This window comes from Psychrobacillus sp. NEAU-3TGS, from assembly GCF_029955155.1.
Classification (GTDB): domain Bacteria; phylum Bacillota; class Bacilli; order Bacillales_A; family Planococcaceae; genus Psychrobacillus.
The window spans coordinates 1-14772 of record NZ_JAPNOZ010000005.1 but is presented as its reverse complement, the minus strand read 5'-3'; the positions used below and the strand labels follow the sequence as shown (position 1 = coordinate 14772).

The 14772-nt window shown below is 38.1% G+C and carries 19 protein-coding genes and 1 pseudogene; 18 read left to right on the top strand and 2 right to left on the bottom strand.

Annotation, left to right across the window (positions count from 1 at the left end; genetic code table 11):
• Positions 1-176 precede the first annotated feature (176 nt).
• The 17 genes and pseudogenes from infA to OR571_RS03675 all read left to right on the top strand — a co-directional run bounded on the left by infA (position 177) and on the right by OR571_RS03675 (position 12392).
• Complete coding sequence (gene infA / locus OR571_RS03755; RefSeq protein WP_016429904.1) at positions 177-395, top strand: translation initiation factor IF-1; 219 nt, start codon at positions 177-179, stop codon at positions 393-395.
• Positions 396-432: 37 nt separating this feature from the next.
• Positions 433-546 (top strand): 50S ribosomal protein L36, encoded by a 114-nt coding sequence (rpmJ, locus tag OR571_RS03750; RefSeq protein ID WP_003247619.1) that lies wholly within the window; start codon positions 433-435, stop codon positions 544-546.
• Between the two features lie 23 nt (positions 547-569).
• Positions 570-935 carry a 30S ribosomal protein S13 gene (rpsM, locus tag OR571_RS03745; protein ID WP_144512700.1) on the top strand — a complete coding sequence of 122 codons (366 nt, stop codon included), beginning with the start codon at positions 570-572 and terminating at the stop codon, positions 933-935.
• Positions 936-960: 25 nt separating this feature from the next.
• Complete coding sequence (gene rpsK / locus OR571_RS03740; protein ID WP_053591340.1) at positions 961-1350, top strand: 30S ribosomal protein S11; 390 nt, start codon at positions 961-963, stop codon at positions 1348-1350.
• Between the two features lie 136 nt (positions 1351-1486).
• Positions 1487-2431 carry a DNA-directed RNA polymerase subunit alpha gene (locus OR571_RS03735; RefSeq protein WP_142538206.1) on the top strand — a complete coding sequence of 315 codons (945 nt, stop codon included), beginning with the start codon at positions 1487-1489 and terminating at the stop codon, positions 2429-2431.
• A gap of 53 nt (positions 2432-2484) precedes the next feature.
• Entirely contained in the window at positions 2485-2865 is a 381-nt protein-coding gene (gene rplQ, locus OR571_RS03730) for a 50S ribosomal protein L17 (protein WP_282241518.1), read from the top strand.
• 296 nt (positions 2866-3161) lie between these two features.
• Positions 3162-4010, top strand: a complete 849-nt coding sequence (locus OR571_RS03725; protein ID WP_282241517.1) for an energy-coupling factor ABC transporter ATP-binding protein — start codon at positions 3162-3164, stop codon at positions 4008-4010.
• Positions 3986-4855 (top strand): energy-coupling factor ABC transporter ATP-binding protein, encoded by an 870-nt coding sequence (locus OR571_RS03720; protein WP_282241516.1) that lies wholly within the window; start codon positions 3986-3988, stop codon positions 4853-4855. Before OR571_RS03725 ends, OR571_RS03720 begins: the two co-directional genes overlap by 25 nt.
• Entirely contained in the window at positions 4855-5652 is a 798-nt protein-coding gene (locus tag OR571_RS03715; RefSeq protein WP_282241515.1) for an energy-coupling factor transporter transmembrane component T family protein, read from the top strand. Before OR571_RS03720 ends, OR571_RS03715 begins: the two co-directional genes overlap by 1 nt.
• A 15-nt stretch (positions 5653-5667) precedes the next feature.
• A complete protein-coding gene (gene truA, locus OR571_RS03710; protein ID WP_282241514.1) occupies positions 5668-6417 on the top strand; it encodes a tRNA pseudouridine(38-40) synthase TruA in 750 nt (249 codons plus the stop codon).
• A 168-nt stretch (positions 6418-6585) separates the two neighbouring features.
• Positions 6586-7022: pseudogene (rplM, locus tag OR571_RS03705) on the top strand (50S ribosomal protein L13).
• Positions 7023-7044: 22 nt separating this feature from the next.
• Positions 7045-7437 (top strand): 30S ribosomal protein S9, encoded by a 393-nt coding sequence (gene rpsI / locus OR571_RS03700; protein WP_142538213.1) that lies wholly within the window; start codon positions 7045-7047, stop codon positions 7435-7437.
• A 617-nt stretch (positions 7438-8054) separates the two neighbouring features.
• The gene (locus tag OR571_RS03695) at positions 8055-8555 is read left to right on the top strand and encodes a GNAT family N-acetyltransferase (protein WP_282241511.1); all 501 of its coding nucleotides are present in this window, start codon (positions 8055-8057) and stop codon (positions 8553-8555) included.
• Positions 8556-8584: 29 nt separating this feature from the next.
• Entirely contained in the window at positions 8585-9796 is a 1212-nt protein-coding gene (locus OR571_RS03690) for an MFS transporter (RefSeq protein WP_282241509.1), read from the top strand.
• Positions 9774-10484 carry a GNAT family N-acetyltransferase gene (locus tag OR571_RS03685; RefSeq protein ID WP_282241508.1) on the top strand — a complete coding sequence of 237 codons (711 nt, stop codon included), beginning with the start codon at positions 9774-9776 and terminating at the stop codon, positions 10482-10484. Before OR571_RS03690 ends, OR571_RS03685 begins: the two co-directional genes overlap by 23 nt.
• 64 nt (positions 10485-10548) lie before the next feature.
• Positions 10549-11262, top strand: coding sequence for an N-acetylmuramoyl-L-alanine amidase (locus tag OR571_RS03680; protein ID WP_282241696.1), 714 nt, complete (start codon positions 10549-10551; stop codon positions 11260-11262).
• Between the two features lie 77 nt (positions 11263-11339).
• Positions 11340-12392, top strand: coding sequence for an Mrp/NBP35 family ATP-binding protein (locus tag OR571_RS03675; protein ID WP_282241507.1), 1053 nt, complete (start codon positions 11340-11342; stop codon positions 12390-12392).
• A gap of 30 nt (positions 12393-12422) precedes the next feature.
• Here the strand turns inward: OR571_RS03675 and gerD are convergent, their stop codons facing one another.
• A complete protein-coding gene (gene gerD / locus OR571_RS03670; RefSeq protein WP_282241506.1) occupies positions 12423-13022 on the bottom strand; it encodes a spore germination lipoprotein GerD in 600 nt (199 codons plus the stop codon).
• Between the two features lie 136 nt (positions 13023-13158).
• Here gerD and OR571_RS03665 point away from each other — a divergent pair, with 136 nt between their 5' ends.
• The gene (locus OR571_RS03665; protein WP_282241505.1) at positions 13159-13836 is read left to right on the top strand and encodes a KinB-signaling pathway activation protein; all 678 of its coding nucleotides are present in this window, start codon (positions 13159-13161) and stop codon (positions 13834-13836) included.
• Between the two features lie 60 nt (positions 13837-13896).
• Here OR571_RS03665 and OR571_RS03660 read toward each other — a convergent pair whose 3' ends face one another.
• Complete coding sequence (locus tag OR571_RS03660) at positions 13897-14556, bottom strand: polysaccharide deacetylase family protein (RefSeq protein WP_282241504.1); 660 nt, start codon at positions 14554-14556, stop codon at positions 13897-13899.
• Positions 14557-14772 lie beyond the last annotated feature (216 nt).

Sequence of the window (14772 nt, the reverse complement as noted above, 5' to 3'; positions counted from 1 at the left end):
TCTACTCCGTGGATTGCAAAAAGCGAAACCTTACGAGTGTCTTTCGAACATCTCTCATGATTTCCAAACATATGCTTGAAACGAATAGTTTCGTTCCGTTAGAGGCTATACTAAAAGCAAATTACGTTTGAGTTTTGATGAGAACCTGATTTGTATATAGAAGGGAGACAGGGTTGATGGCGAAAGATGATGTAATTGAAGTCGAAGGAACAGTTGTTGAGACTTTGCCAAACGCGATGTTTAAGGTAGAATTAGAAAACGGTCATACGATACTTGCGCATGTATCGGGTAAAATTCGTATGCACTTTATCCGCATTTTACCTGGAGATAAAGTCACAATTGAACTTTCTCCTTACGATTTAACTCGCGGTCGTATCACGTACCGTTTTAAATAATCTTTTGCACTCCGGACTACTAAGGAGGTTGGGTTAGATGAAAGTGAGACCATCTGTGAAGCCGATCTGCGAAAAATGTAAAGTAATTCGCCGACGCGGTAAAGTAATGGTAATCTGTGAAAATCCTAAACACAAACAAAGACAAGGATAATTAGAAGGAGGTGCACGACACATATGGCACGTATTGCTGGTGTTGACATTCCACGCGACAAACGCGTTGTTATTGCATTAACATACATTTACGGAATTGGTAAAACTACTGCACAAAAAGTACTAGTAGAAGCTGGTATTTCTGAATCGACACGAGTTCGTGATCTTACAGAAGACGAGTTAAACAAAATCCGTGAACAAATCGGTGTATACAAAGTAGAAGGTGACCTTCGTCGTGAAGTATCACTTAACATTAAACGTTTGATGGAAATCGGATCTTTCCGTGGTATCCGTCACCGTCGCGGCTTACCTGTACGCGGACAAAATACGAAGAACAATGCACGTACTCGTAAAGGTCCACGTAAAACAGTCGCTAACAAGAAAAAATAATCGGTAAAGGAGGTTTCTTCTTAACATGGCACGTAAACAACAAACACGTAAGCGTCGTGTGAAAAAGAATATCGAATCCGGTATTGCTCACATTCGCTCAACATTTAATAACACAATTGTGACTATCACAGACATGCAAGGTAATGCACTTTCTTGGTCAAGTGCTGGAGCTCTTGGATTCAGAGGTTCTCGTAAATCTACTCCATTCGCTGCACAAATGGCTGCAGAAACAGCTGCAAAAACTTCTATGGAACATGGTCTTAAAACTTTAGAAGTAACTGTTAAAGGTCCTGGTGCTGGACGTGAAGCGGCTATCCGCGCACTTCAAGCTGCAGGTCTAGAAGTTACAGCTATTAAAGACGTAACACCAGTACCACATAATGGTTGTCGTCCACCAAAACGTCGTCGCGTGTAAAAGGTGCTACTCAAATTGTTTGAGAACATCATTTATTGTACAGACTGAGGTTGTTCAAACAAGCAACCAGTTAAACGATCGAATTCATGATGGAAAGAACCTATACATTCGATGTTTTGAGGGAGGGTAAATTGGAATGATCGAAATTGAAAAACCAAAGATTGAAAGTGTAGAAATCAGCGAAAATACCAAGTTTGGTAAATTTGTTGTAGAACCGCTAGAACGTGGCTATGGAAATACTTTGGGAAATTCTTTACGTCGTATCCTTCTGTCTTCTTTACCAGGAGCTGCAGTAACTTCTATTCAGATTGATGGCGTTTTACATGAGTTTTCAACTATTGAAGGCGTAGTGGAAGATGTTGCATCTATTATTATGAATGTGAAAAAGCTAGCTTTAAAAATCTACTCTGATGAAGAAAAAGTCATTGAGATTGATGTAAAAGGAGAGGGAACGATAACAGCTGCTGACATTACACATGACAGTGATGTTGAGATATTAAATCCAGAACTCTATATTGCAACAATCGGCAAAAATGGTCATTTCCGTATGCGTATGTACGCAGGTCGAGGCCGTGGCTACACTCCTGCTGATCAAAACAAACGTGAGGATCTTCCTATCGGCGTAATCCCGATCGACTCTATTTATACTCCAGTTTCACGCGTTAATTTTCAAGTGGAGAATACTCGTGTTGGGCAATCGTCTAACTACGATAAACTAACTCTTGATGTGTGGACAGATGGCAGCACCGGTCCTAAAGAGGCGATTTCGCTTGGAGCAAAAATCTTAACAGAGCACTTGAATATTTTCGTAGGGATGACAGACGAGGCACAAACTGCTGAAATCATGGTCGAAAAAGAAGAAGATCAAAAAGAGAAAGTATTAGAGATGACTATCGAAGAGCTTGATCTTTCTGTTCGTTCTTATAATTGTTTAAAACGCGCAGGTATTAATACAGTACTTGAGCTTGCAAACAAATCAGAAGATGACATGATGAAAGTAAGAAACCTAGGACGTAAATCCTTAGAAGAAGTAAGAGCGAAGTTAGATGAGCTTGGCTTAGGATTACGTAAAGAAGACTAAGCGATTTTTGATATAGCTAGATTTGAACTATTCACCAAAGGAGGGAAACATCCATGGGTTACAGAAAACTTGGACGTACAAGTTCTCAACGTAAAGCGATGTTACGTGACTTAACAACAGACTTAATCATTAACGAGCGTATTCAAACTACTGAAGCACGCGCGAAGGAATTACGTTCTGTCGTTGAAAAAATGATCACTTTAGGTAAACGCGGAGATTTGCATGCACGTCGTTTAGCTGCATCTTACATTCGTCGTGAAGTAGCAACTTCTACTGACGAAGAAGGTAATGAAACAGATGTGTTTGCATTACAAAAGTTGTTTGATGATGTAGCACCACGTTACGCAGATCGTCAAGGCGGTTATACTCGTATTATGAAAGTTGGACCTCGTCGCGGAGACGGAGCACCAGTTGTAGTAATTGAGTTAGTTTAATTTAATTTATTCTACAAATTGAAGAGGGCAATTGGTGCATCCTACCACCCTCTTCTTTTTTCAAACAGATTTATACGACATTATAAAAGCAGAGTGTTACGATGAGCGGACTTAAACATTAAGTTGCGTCTCGTCTAGCTCTACGCACCTCATTTTCGGATTGGTCTTGAGCACCCAATCTTGAAATAAGTTATAGAAGAGCGCATTTCTCTAAATGAGGTGCGCGCTTTTTTAATTTGTCGTAATATAGTGTAAAGCGTATTAGTTTAGCTGAGACGAGCAAGAGGAGGTAAAGGATGAAACGAGAAATTATTTCTTTACAAGAAGTAACTTTTACATATACAGAAGAAGATGAAAACATACGACCTGCAGTAAATAATGTATCATATACAGTTTACGAAGGAGAATGGGTTGCGATTGTCGGTCATAACGGGTCCGGAAAATCTACGCTTGCACGTTTAATGAATGGTCTTCTATTTCCTCAGACGGGAAAAGTACGAGTTTTTGGAGAGCCGTTAGATGAACAAAGCTTATGGGATACACGCTCACAAATGGGAATGGTTTTTCAAAATCCGGATAACCAGTTTGTAGGGGCAACTGTGCAAGATGATGTTGCGTTTGCTTTAGAAAATAACGGGATCCCTTTTGAGGAAATGGTAGAACGAGTAAAACGGTCTTTACTAAAAGTGAAAATGAGCGATTTTATGAATAGTGAGCCGCATCATTTATCTGGTGGGCAAAAACAACGTGTTGCGATTGCGGGTGCTATTGCTTTACAGCCCAAAATATTATTGCTAGATGAGGCGACCTCTATGTTAGACCCACAAGGAAGAGATGAAGTGCTTTCAACGGTACAACAGCTTAGAGCAGAGACAGATTTGACCGTTATTTCTATTACACATGACCTGGAAGAAGCATTACTTGCTGATCGGGTCATTATGATGAATCAAGGGAGCAAATATGCAGAAGGAAAGCCCGAAGAGATTTTCCAACGTGGACAGGAGTTAGTCGATTTAGGATTAGATCTTCCTTTTGCGATGAACGTTTCTAGATTATTAAAGAAACAAGGAATTCCATTAGTAGCAGAACATATGTCAGAAGAAGAATTGGTGAATGATTTATGGACATCACACTTCAACAAGTAAGTTACGCCTATTCGAAAAATACACCATTTGAAAAAAGAGCACTCTATGATGTAGATTTACATATCCCTTCTGGGTCGTATCAAGCGATTATTGGGCATACTGGTTCAGGTAAGTCAACGGTTTTACAGCATTTGAATGCATTATTAAAACCGACGGAAGGTTCGATTAAAATTGGGGATGTAGAAGTAAAGGCGGAGAAGAAAAATAAGCAACTTAGAAAAGTTAGACAAAAAGTAGGGATAGTATTTCAATTTCCTGAACATCAATTATTTGATGAAACAGTGTTAAAAGATATTATGTTTGGTCCGATGAATTTTGGCGTGTCGGAAGAAGAAGCAAAACGCCGCGCAATTGAGCTAGTAAACTTACTGGGCTTACCGAACGAGGTATTAGAAAAGTCACCCTTTGATTTATCGGGAGGGCAAATGAGACGTGTTGCCATTGCAGGGGTTCTTGCGATGAATCCAGAGGTGTTAGTCTTAGATGAACCAACAGCAGGTTTAGATCCAAGAGGAAGAAAAGAAATAATGGATTTGTTTTATCACTTGCACAAAGAAAAAGGGTTAACGACGGTTCTTGTGACACATAGTATGGAGGACGCCGCAAGATATGCGGATCGGATTGCTATTATGCATGATGGTAAATGTGTATTAGCTGGAACACCGCAAGATATTTTTTCGGATGAAGTTCGTTTGATGGATTATCGTTTAGAACTTCCTCAAAGCATTAAGTTTCAGAAAAAGGTAGAACAGATGATGGAGAAGAAGCTACCTGTACTTTGTTTGACGGAAGAGATGTTAGCAGAGGAACTTGCGCAATTTTTGAAGAAGGAGCGTGAGTTGTAATGCTAGAGAAAATGATATTTGGTCGATTTATACCTGGAGATTCGTTTATTCATAGGTTAGATGCACGTGCAAAATTGATCTTTGTATTTTTGTTTATTGCGGTAGTGTTTATCGCAAATAACTGGATTACTTATGCAATTTTAGTTGTGTTTACATTTTTGATCATCCGAATGTCTAGAATTAGGCTTTATTTTTTGATCAACGGGTTGAAGCCGGTCGTCATTTTAATCATATTTACTTTTTTATTGCATTTGTTTTTTACACGAGAAGGTGCAGTTATATTTGAGTGGAAATTTTTAAAGATATACGAGGAAGGTTTACGTCAAGGGATATTCATTTCCATCCGCTTTTTTGTCCTTGTTATTTTGACGTCTATTTTAACGCTCACAACGACCCCTATTTCGATTACAGATGCATTGGAGACATTATTGAACCCATTAAAGAAATGGAAGCTACCTGTGCATGAATTAGCGCTTATGATGTCCATTTCGTTAAGATTTATCCCAACTTTGATGGATGAAACGGATAAAATTATGAAGGCGCAAATGGCGAGAGGCTCGGATATGACAACGGGTAGTATGAAAGAAAGAATGAATGCGATCGTACCGTTACTAATTCCTTTGTTTGTTAGTGCATTTAAAAGGGCCGAAGATTTGGCGACTGCTATGGAGGTGCGCGGCTATAAAGGCGGGGAAGGAAGAACGAGATATCGTAAACTAGAATGGGCAACAAAAGATACGGTAATCATCGTTACTCTCCTCATACTAGCGGTCGTTCTTATTTATTTTAGATCGTAATCGGAGGTGTATGTCATGCGGCTACGGGCGATTATTAGTTATGATGGAAGTGCGTTTTCGGGCTATCAAGTGCAGCCGGGAAAACGAACCGTTCAGTTGGAGTTAGAAAGAGTATTACAGACAATGCACAAAGGGTCTATTGTAAAAGTGGTTGCTAGTGGGAGAACGGATGCTGGTGTACATGCAACAGGACAAGTTATCCATTTCGATAGTGAGCTTACATTGCCGATGGATCGCTGGAGAACGGCTTTAAATGTACAACTACCAGGAGATATTCGGGTGTTATTAGTGGAACAAGTGCAGAGTGACTTTCATGCAAGATATAATGCAGTTGGAAAAACGTATCGTTATATTTGGTCATTGAATGAAGTGCATAGTCCATTTGAACGCAACTATAGCGTGCATGCAGACCGTTACAAGCCGGATATTAAGAGGATGAAAGAGGCATCTATTCATTTGCTAGGGACCCACGATTTTTCAAGTTTCTGTGCATCTAACACGAGTGTGAAAGACTTCGTGAGAACAATCCATTCGATTCGTTTGGAAGTAGATAAAGAGATGAATCAGCTTCAAATGGAGATTAGCGGGAATGGATTTTTATATAATATGGTTCGAATTATCGCAGGAACTTTGTGGGAAATTGGAATCGGGAAAAAAAGTGTAGAGGACTTGCCTGAAATCTTGCAATCATGCAATCGAAAAAATGCGGGGAAAACCGCGCCAGCACACGGTTTGTACTTAGAAAAAGTAGTGTATTCACAATGAAGCAACCTTTCCAGGTGTTTTTCATAAAATGCTTGACTAAATGACGCATTCGGGGTAAGATGATGTATGGTATTTTCATTAACCCCACAATATAAGCCCCGAAACTTATTGGTATGAGGATATAGAAAATTATAGATCGATTATGATTGAATTAGGAGGACAAAATACATGCGTACAACATTCATGGCTAAAGGTCACGAAGTAGAACGTAAATGGTTAGTAGTAGACGCTGAAGGCCAAACTCTTGGTCGTCTAGCTTCAGAAGTTGCAGCTATTTTACGTGGTAAAAACAAACCAACATTCACACCAAACGTTGATACAGGTGATCACGTTATCATTATCAATGCAGAAAAATTCATTTAACTGGGAACAAGTTAAATGATAAAATTTACTACCGTCACACACAATTTGCTGGTGGACTTAAACAACGTACAGCTTTAGAAATGCGTACTAAGTACCCAACGAAAATGATCGAATTAGCGATCAAAGGAATGCTTCCTAAAAACACTTTAGGACGTCAAATGTTTTCTAAACTAAACGTTTACGCTGGAGCAGAGCATCCACATGCAGCACAAAAACCAGAAGCATACGAGCTTCGCGGATAATAACTAAGAGGAGGACATACACTTGGCACAAGTTCAATATATCGGCACTGGTCGCCGTAAAAGTTCAGTAGCACGCGTACGTTTAGTACCAGGCGAAGGAAAAATCGTTATTAACAAACGTGACGTAGAAGATTACGTACCATACGAAACTTTACGTGAAGTTATTAAACAACCATTAGTAACTACTCAAACTTTAGGTAGCTATGATGTACACGTAAACGTAAACGGTGGAGGATTCACAGGTCAAGCAGGAGCAATCCGTCACGGTATTGCACGTGCACTACTTACAGTAGACCCTGATTTCCGTTCAGCATTAAAATCAGCTGGATTCTTAACACGTGACCCACGTATGAAAGAACGTAAAAAACCAGGACTTAAAGGCGCACGTCGTGCACCTCAGTTCTCAAAACGTTAATTTTATATTATCAGTTCAAAGCACTTCTCGAGATATATCGAGAGGTGCTTTTTTTAGCTTGGGGAAATTAAAAATGGATGACATGTAAATAGTTTTCTCTCAACAACATAATATATGCTCTTTTTTATCGAGAATACGTCATAAAAAGATTTATTAAGTTGATCTTTGGCTAGTGTCGCGGCCTGCAGTGAAAATCAATGTCTGGAAACTACTTGCTTACTCATAGTCGAATAGCTAAAACAAAGTGAGAATGCCTGAATCCAGTAAATGGCCGTGAGTAAGGGAAGTGACCAATTCTAGAAATAACAAGTTACTTATATGAGACGACTATCACACTGGCTCATTTTAAATATTGTCCATATTTCCTTAACGTTTTCAGTAAAAGGTATTACGGCACGCATTAATATATTGTTATTCCTCTTTAGGTAAAAATAGCTTCTGGTATTTTATCTTACAACGGACTATCAACCTGTTGAATAGCTTCGGTAATGAAGAGGCATTACAGATTCCTGTATCCGGACATCAAAATTTTAAAAAGTAGTTGTTTCGTTGTTTTTGGAGGTGTATATTAAGTGAAATATTTTAAAACTAGAAAAACGTGGGTGGGATGATGAATAATGGAGTTTACTTCTGAAAGATTATTGTTTCGTTCGTATACACAAGATGACTTTGATTTCTTGTATGGCATGCTTTCTGATCCAGATATGGTGTGCTATATCGGAAATGGAGAGACACGAGATTTAAAAGGTGCTGAAGTATTTTTAGAATGGATTTACAGCCAGTATGAGATGAATTCTGAGTATGGCTTAAAAGTGGTTGTTCGGAAAGAAGATAATGTTCCGGTCGGACATGCTGGTATTGTCCCGCAAAAAGTAAAGGGGAAGGATGAACTGGAGGTAGGTTATTGGATTGCAAAAAAGTATTGGGGAAATGGTTATGCTTCTGAAGCAGCGAAAGCCTTTTTACATAGAGGGGAAAAACAGTTAGGGGTAGATAGGTTTATATCTTTAATCCAACAGGGGAATAAGGCTTCTCGAAAAGTAGCAGCTAAGAATGGAATGAGTGTAGAGGCAGAGATTATTTTTAAAGGACATAATGTATACGTCTATTCAAATTGATAGTCGAATTTTAGAAAAAGAGGAAATGTATGAAAAGTAAATTTAATATAGTTACATCAACGATTCTTGTTAGTATTTTTATTGCACGGTTTGGGACTTTTTTAGTTTTGCCGTACTTAACGTTGTTTTTGTTGGATGAGTTTCATTTCTCAGCGGTACAAATAGGTACAGTTATATCTACGCTTGCTTTATCTAATTTAATTATGAGCTTCCTGGTAGGTCCATATATCGATAGGTTTCCTAAAGATAAAGTGATTATAACCGGGTTAATCGGTTACCTGGGTTGTTATATATATTTTCCTTTTATCGAGCAGTATGGTGGATTTATATTGTTTGCAGCATTGCTTGGTGCCAGCCAATCGGTTGTTGAACCGACTTACCGGGTGTTATTAAGCCTTTATACCGAACTGGAAAATAGAAGATTCATATTTAATGTTCGATATTTCCTCATTAATATTTCTGCTGCTATTGCACCGTTAACATCTGTATATTTTCAGCAGTTTGGTATGGAGAATTTGTTTTTTGTAGTAGGCTTTATTTTCTTTATTAATATTATGACCTTTGCAATCATTTTTAGAAAATACCCAATGAAGCAAGTATCTGGACATAAGGAAAAAACGTCTATTTTTCAATCCTTCTATGTATTCAAGAAGGATTATGCATTTGGCATTTTCATATTGGCATTAATTTTTATTAGCTTTGGATATAGTCAGTTCGACTCGACGTTTAGTCAATATTTAGGTATACGATTTAACCATGAGTTAGCTATTCAATATTTTGCATGGCTAATTACGACAAATGCTATTACAGTAATTATTATTCAATATTTTGTTTATAGATTGGGGGAAGTTATTAGTACAACGTCTTCCCTCATTATAGGCAGTGCTTTGTTATCGTTAGGTCTCATCTGCTTTGGGCAGAGTGAACGAATTCTTTTATTAATATTAGCGATGGTTGTTTTTACAGCAGGTGAAGTGTTAGTTTTTACAATGATCGATATTCATATTGATGGTATATGTGAGGATCATGAAAAAGGGACTTATTTTGCATTATCTGGCGTGAAATCAGTTGGAAGAATTGCTGGACCAAGTATGGGAGGCATTCTTTTAGACAGTTTGAATAGTGGAGCACTTGTATTTACGATTATCGGTGGAATTACATTGCTTGCAATACCATCGTTTTATTTTAGTAACCGGATGGAAGAAAGGAAGAATAGACATGCAATTATTCAATCTGATTAAAAATGAAAAAGCGTATTGGTTAGTTGATCAAGTGAAGATGGAAGGGAAATCGCAGGAGGAATACAAAGAAGCGTTTAAGAAAATCTTAAAAGCTTACGACGAAGAACAAATAGGCTATCTATCTTTACTAATGGATGAGGCATTTGAAAAATGGTTGCTTGAGCGAGACTTTAGAAAGATTTCTTCTATAGTGGAGTACACAAAGCTATTGGAAGAAGAGATTAATCTGGACAGTGATCTTTTGTTCCATTCCTTATCAGATGGTTTGATGACGGACACAGAATTTGCACAGGTGTATGAATTATGTAGGACAGGAACTGCAAATAAAAATATACCTCAGCCGATCGAGCAGGTGATGGATTCCATCGGTAAAGAGTTAGGGGAAGACTGGAGAAGCCATTGCTACTACTTTTTAAAAGGACAGAAATTAGTTGGGATAAGTATCCCGCATATTGAGATGGGAACAGAAGAAGAAGGAAGGATGTTCTACTTTGGAGTGATTCCAGAAATGCGAGGGATGGGTCTAGGTGCTGAGATTCACAAAGTTACACTTTCAATCATGAAGAAGATAAAAGCTACATACTATGTTGGAAGTACAGATGAAAGTAACGCGCATATGGTGCAGATATTCAAGAAAAACGGCTGCGTATTAAGAGATAAAAAAGGAATTTATCGAATCGAAAAATGACTCATTGAAGCTATCATACTCTTTGTCCCTCATACGTATAATGAGTGAAAAAGGAGCGATGGACCTGAAAAAGTGGATAATCATCTCGGCATTGTTTTTCATCTCTTTACTTGCTGTTATTTATGGAACGAAGGCAAGTGATACTGGTTTTTTCCTACCAAATCCGTTAAGTGGCGTGAAAATAGTCATTGACCCAGGACATGGGGGGATAGATGGGGGTGCTAGTCACGGGGAGGTAGTGGAACGTGATATTACATTAGCTATGTCTCTAAAGCTAGAGAAAAAATTAAAAGCACAAGGAGCAACAGTCGTCATGACACGCACGAAAGAAGGAGATGCAGTAGCAGAACATAATCCGGATGGAGATTTTCCAACAACTCGTGCTAGAAAGCGAGCAGATTTACTCCTTCGAGAAGAGATTATGAATAACTCGGAAGCTGATATTGTCCTTAGCTTACATGTGAATGCAGTTCCTGAAGAGAGATGGCGTGGTGCACAAGTATTTTATCATGCGGATGGTCACGAAGGTGGAGAACTTTTAGCTAAGTCCATTCAAGGTTCTATTAGAGAAAATATAGGTAATACAGAGAGAGAAGCACTCGCTATTAAACAGGTGTATATTTTGAAAAAAGCAAAAGCACCAGCAGTGTTAGTAGAAACAGGTTTTATAAGTAACAATGAAGAGCGAGAATTACTGCAATCGGATAAATACCAAAATCAAATGGTGGATGCCATTTCAGATGGTGTACTTCGTTTTGTAGAAGACAATATTTACTGAGCCAATGTTTAGGAATGTAGACACTCGTATATGGTATACTATATGGCGAATAGTTAACTAAAGGGGAGTGTCTACAGATGATTAATGAACAACAAGTTCGTGCGTTACTTGGCGAATTGAATGATCCATTTTTACATAGAACTTTAGAAGAAACAAACGGAATATCGACAGTATCTATAAAAGAAGAAAAAAATCATGTTAGTGTTAAACTAGCGATTGCCAAAATAAATTCAGCAGAGCAAATGCAACTACAAAGTAAAGTAGTGGATGTATTAAAAGAAGCGGGAGCGGCAACAGTAGGTATCCGCTTTGAAGAATTACCAAAAGAGGTATTAGAACAGTTCCGTGGGAAAGCAAAGGAAAGCGATAATGAGAGCATTCTATCCCCTAATAGCAAAGTAAAGATTATCTCCATCGCTTCTGGTAAGGGTGGAGTTGGTAAATCTACTGTATCGGTTAACTTAGCTGTAGCACTTGCACGTTTAGGCAAAAAAGTTGGACTAGTGGATGCAGATATCTACGGGTTTAGTGTGCCGGATATGATGGGGGTAAAAGATATCCCACAAATAAAAGATGACCGCATCATTCCGGTAGAACGCAAAGGGGTAAAAGTAATCTCTATGGGGTTCTTCGTTGAAAATAATACACCAGTCGTTTGGCGTGGACCAATGCTTGGAAAAGTATTAGATCAATTTTTCAAAGATGTCGAGTGGGGAGAACTAGATTTCCTATTATTAGATTTACCGCCGGGTACTGGAGATGTTGCATTAGACATTCATCAAATGTTGCCGGCTTCTAAAGAGATTGTTGTAACAACACCTCATCCAACAGCGGCTTTTGTTGCTGCAAGAGCAGGCGCAATGGCACTTCAGACAGATCATGAAATACTGGGTGTCATCGAAAATATGTCTTGGTATGAAGCGAAATCTACAGGAGAGCGTGAATTTGTATTCGGTAAAGGCGGTGGCCCTAAGCTTGCGGATGAACTCCGTACAGAATTACTTGGTCAACTTCCATTAGGACAGCCAGATTGGAATGATATCGATTTTGCTCCATCTGTCTATGCTGAAACACATGATACAGGGAAAATCTATTTAGAAATCGCACAAAAAGTAATCGAAAAAGCATAAGAAAAGGCCGTTTCCTCTAAGGGAGCGGCCTTATTTTTGCGTCTCGTCTTTCTTCTCGTCAGAAGCACCCGATTCCTCTTTGGACCCACCGCCACTTTCTTTCTGTGAACCAGAACCAGCTTCTTCCACTAGTTTTTGCCACTTTGTTTGCAATAGAGGACTTTGAATCGTTTCCTCTACAACCTTTTGCATTTCTTTTCGCATATCACTGGATTGTAGCACCTTTTCTAATTCCTTTTTCATCTCAGCAGAGCCGAAAAAGCTTTCTAAGTCTTTTAAATAGGTGGGATCCTTCATCAGTGCTTTCATGAGTTCTTCTTGCTGTTTCACCATACTTTTGGCCATGGTTTCCGAAAATTTAGGGTCTTGGTAAACTTCCTTCCAAAATTCTTCGGCTTCCTTCGATAACATTGTTTGTTCAACGGATTTCTTTACCTGCTCATGATCAATTACTAACAATTCTTTAAATTGCGGGTCATCTAAAAGTGTTCGAATGGCTTTTTTTCCGTCTTCGGTCTGTAACGCATCTATGAGCATTTTTTTATTTTCCTCATAGGAGGGAGGAGCAGTAGAGCTGCTACATCCGGCAAGAAGCCCAAGACTCAACAAAATAAGTGCAAAATACTTCATTATCGTCACCGTCCTTTCGATTATTGTTCACATTTGTTTCAGAAATATGTATAGTAACTAGGAAGAAATAGATTTTTGGGTAAATGGTTGTTACAATTTAAAAAGAAGAAAAAGAAAAGTTGGAGGAAACTTTGCTGTGACTATACGAAATTGGTTTAAATTTTTTCTAAATGCCATGTTGATCGGTGGAGTCATTACCGGTATTTTGGGCTTATTTATACGATGGGATGATGCTTTCGCAAAATATTTTGAAGCAGGGCAATGGGGAGAGTTTTTTGCAGCTTTTGCATTTATGATTGTTATGGGCTTTACCGTAAGTGTAATTGCACAAATGGGTTATTTTGCTTACTTAACGATTCATCAAATGGGTGTTAATATTTTCAGAACGCTTACACTCTGGAATTGGGTTCAATTACTCATTATTGCAATTGTCATTTTTGATTTAATTATGTTCCGTTTCCGTCCGAATGCAGAGACTACCGGACAAATTTGGCTATATGTTATCTTACTTGCGATATTAATAATTACAGCTATAGTAGTTGCCATTGCTAAAGCGAATATGACCAAAAAACATACCCTTATTTCTGCATTATTTTTTATGATCGTTGTATCCACATTGGAATGGTTACCAGTATTAATGGTACGAGCAGATAATGTGGATAGTTGGGTAACATTATTATTATTCCCGATTCTTGCAGTAAATGCTTACCAATTATTAGCTTTGCCGAAATACAATGCAAAATCAGATGAGGATCGTTTGAAATTAGAAGCACGCAGAAAAGAAAGAAGAGAAGTTGCTGCTAAAACAAAGTAAATGAAAACTGCCATGACGAATGATTGTCATGGCAGTTTTTATAATAGGACTTATGGAATTTTATTCGGGAAACGTTTTTGTATTCATTTTTAAACCGAATATATTTTGTTCTATAGGTAAAAATGATTGAGACTTTAAAAGTTTGGTCAGTTGCTTTATGTCAACCCGTTCCTCTTGGTGAAGTGGTACGGAAAGGACATCTCCTTTTGAAAGTACAGGAACTTCCCCATCCCAATACTTACTGGAACTTAGCAAGTTTACCTCTTGATCCCAAGCAATTTCTTGAACCTCCACTGGAAATTGATAATCCTTCGTTCGAAACCAAAGCGGTTTTTCACCCATAGCCTTTTCGAATTGATCTACTTCTTTTTGAAATAAACCGGGATTCTCTATATAAATTGCCCCATCCTGACCTAAAAGCCCAATCGGAATATGTTTATCTTGCATAGTTTTTATAATGGGTGCAGATCGTTCCATCCACTCGGTGCTTATAAAAAAGTGTGGATAAGGCGCTTCTATATCCTTTAGCAAGGTTTCAATTTCTTCTTTTCCAAAGGTTAAATCAATTGTAACTGTTTTTCCGTATGTTCCTTTAGAAATTACGGTTGGTTTTTCTGTTAATTGAAATACAGGTAGGATAGAGGAATAGTTTCTTGGGGAGATGAACAACAGTGTGATTAATAATGCGAATGAACCGACCAACAATAGCTTTTTTTTCAAAGTAACACGCACCTTTTCAAATCATTTTAATAAACTTTATGTTTTAGTGTTGACATTCATGTTAAAACGATGTTAAGATACAAAGGTCGCCAAAACAAAACGACAAATTAAACAACATGAACATTGAAAACTGAACATGCAAAACGTTAAGACATATAGCTTGATAGACTAATTTATTTTAGTCTAAAAGCAAAGCAATTATGACATCATTTAATG

Bases quoted from the DNA above. Each gene is read 5' to 3' on its own strand.
- OR571_RS03720 (WP_282241516.1), top strand. From the start codon at position 3,986: ATGGACATCACACTTCAACAAGTAAGTTACGCCTATTCGAAAAATACA.
- rplQ (WP_282241518.1), top strand. From the start codon at position 2,485: ATGGGTTACAGAAAACTTGGACGTACAAGTTCTCAACGTAAAGCGATG.
- OR571_RS03695 (WP_282241511.1), top strand. From the start codon at position 8,055: ATGGAGTTTACTTCTGAAAGATTATTGTTTCGTTCGTATACACAAGAT.
- OR571_RS03690 (WP_282241509.1), top strand. From the start codon at position 8,585: ATGAAAAGTAAATTTAATATAGTTACATCAACGATTCTTGTTAGTATT.
- OR571_RS03675 (WP_282241507.1), top strand. From the start codon at position 11,340: ATGATTAATGAACAACAAGTTCGTGCGTTACTTGGCGAATTGAATGAT.
- rpmJ (WP_003247619.1), top strand. From the start codon at position 433: ATGAAAGTGAGACCATCTGTGAAGCCGATCTGCGAAAAATGTAAAGTA.
- rpsK (WP_053591340.1), top strand. From the start codon at position 961: ATGGCACGTAAACAACAAACACGTAAGCGTCGTGTGAAAAAGAATATC.
- OR571_RS03735 (WP_142538206.1), top strand. From the start codon at position 1,487: ATGATCGAAATTGAAAAACCAAAGATTGAAAGTGTAGAAATCAGCGAA.
- infA (WP_016429904.1), top strand. From the start codon at position 177: ATGGCGAAAGATGATGTAATTGAAGTCGAAGGAACAGTTGTTGAGACT.
- OR571_RS03685 (WP_282241508.1), top strand. From the start codon at position 9,774: ATGCAATTATTCAATCTGATTAAAAATGAAAAAGCGTATTGGTTAGTT.
- rpsM (WP_144512700.1), top strand. From the start codon at position 570: ATGGCACGTATTGCTGGTGTTGACATTCCACGCGACAAACGCGTTGTT.
- OR571_RS03715 (WP_282241515.1), top strand. From the start codon at position 4,855: ATGCTAGAGAAAATGATATTTGGTCGATTTATACCTGGAGATTCGTTT.
- gerD (WP_282241506.1), bottom strand. From the start codon at position 13,022: ATGAAGTATTTTGCACTTATTTTGTTGAGTCTTGGGCTTCTTGCCGGA.
- OR571_RS03725 (WP_282241517.1), top strand. From the start codon at position 3,162: ATGAAACGAGAAATTATTTCTTTACAAGAAGTAACTTTTACATATACA.
- truA (WP_282241514.1), top strand. From the start codon at position 5,668: ATGCGGCTACGGGCGATTATTAGTTATGATGGAAGTGCGTTTTCGGGC.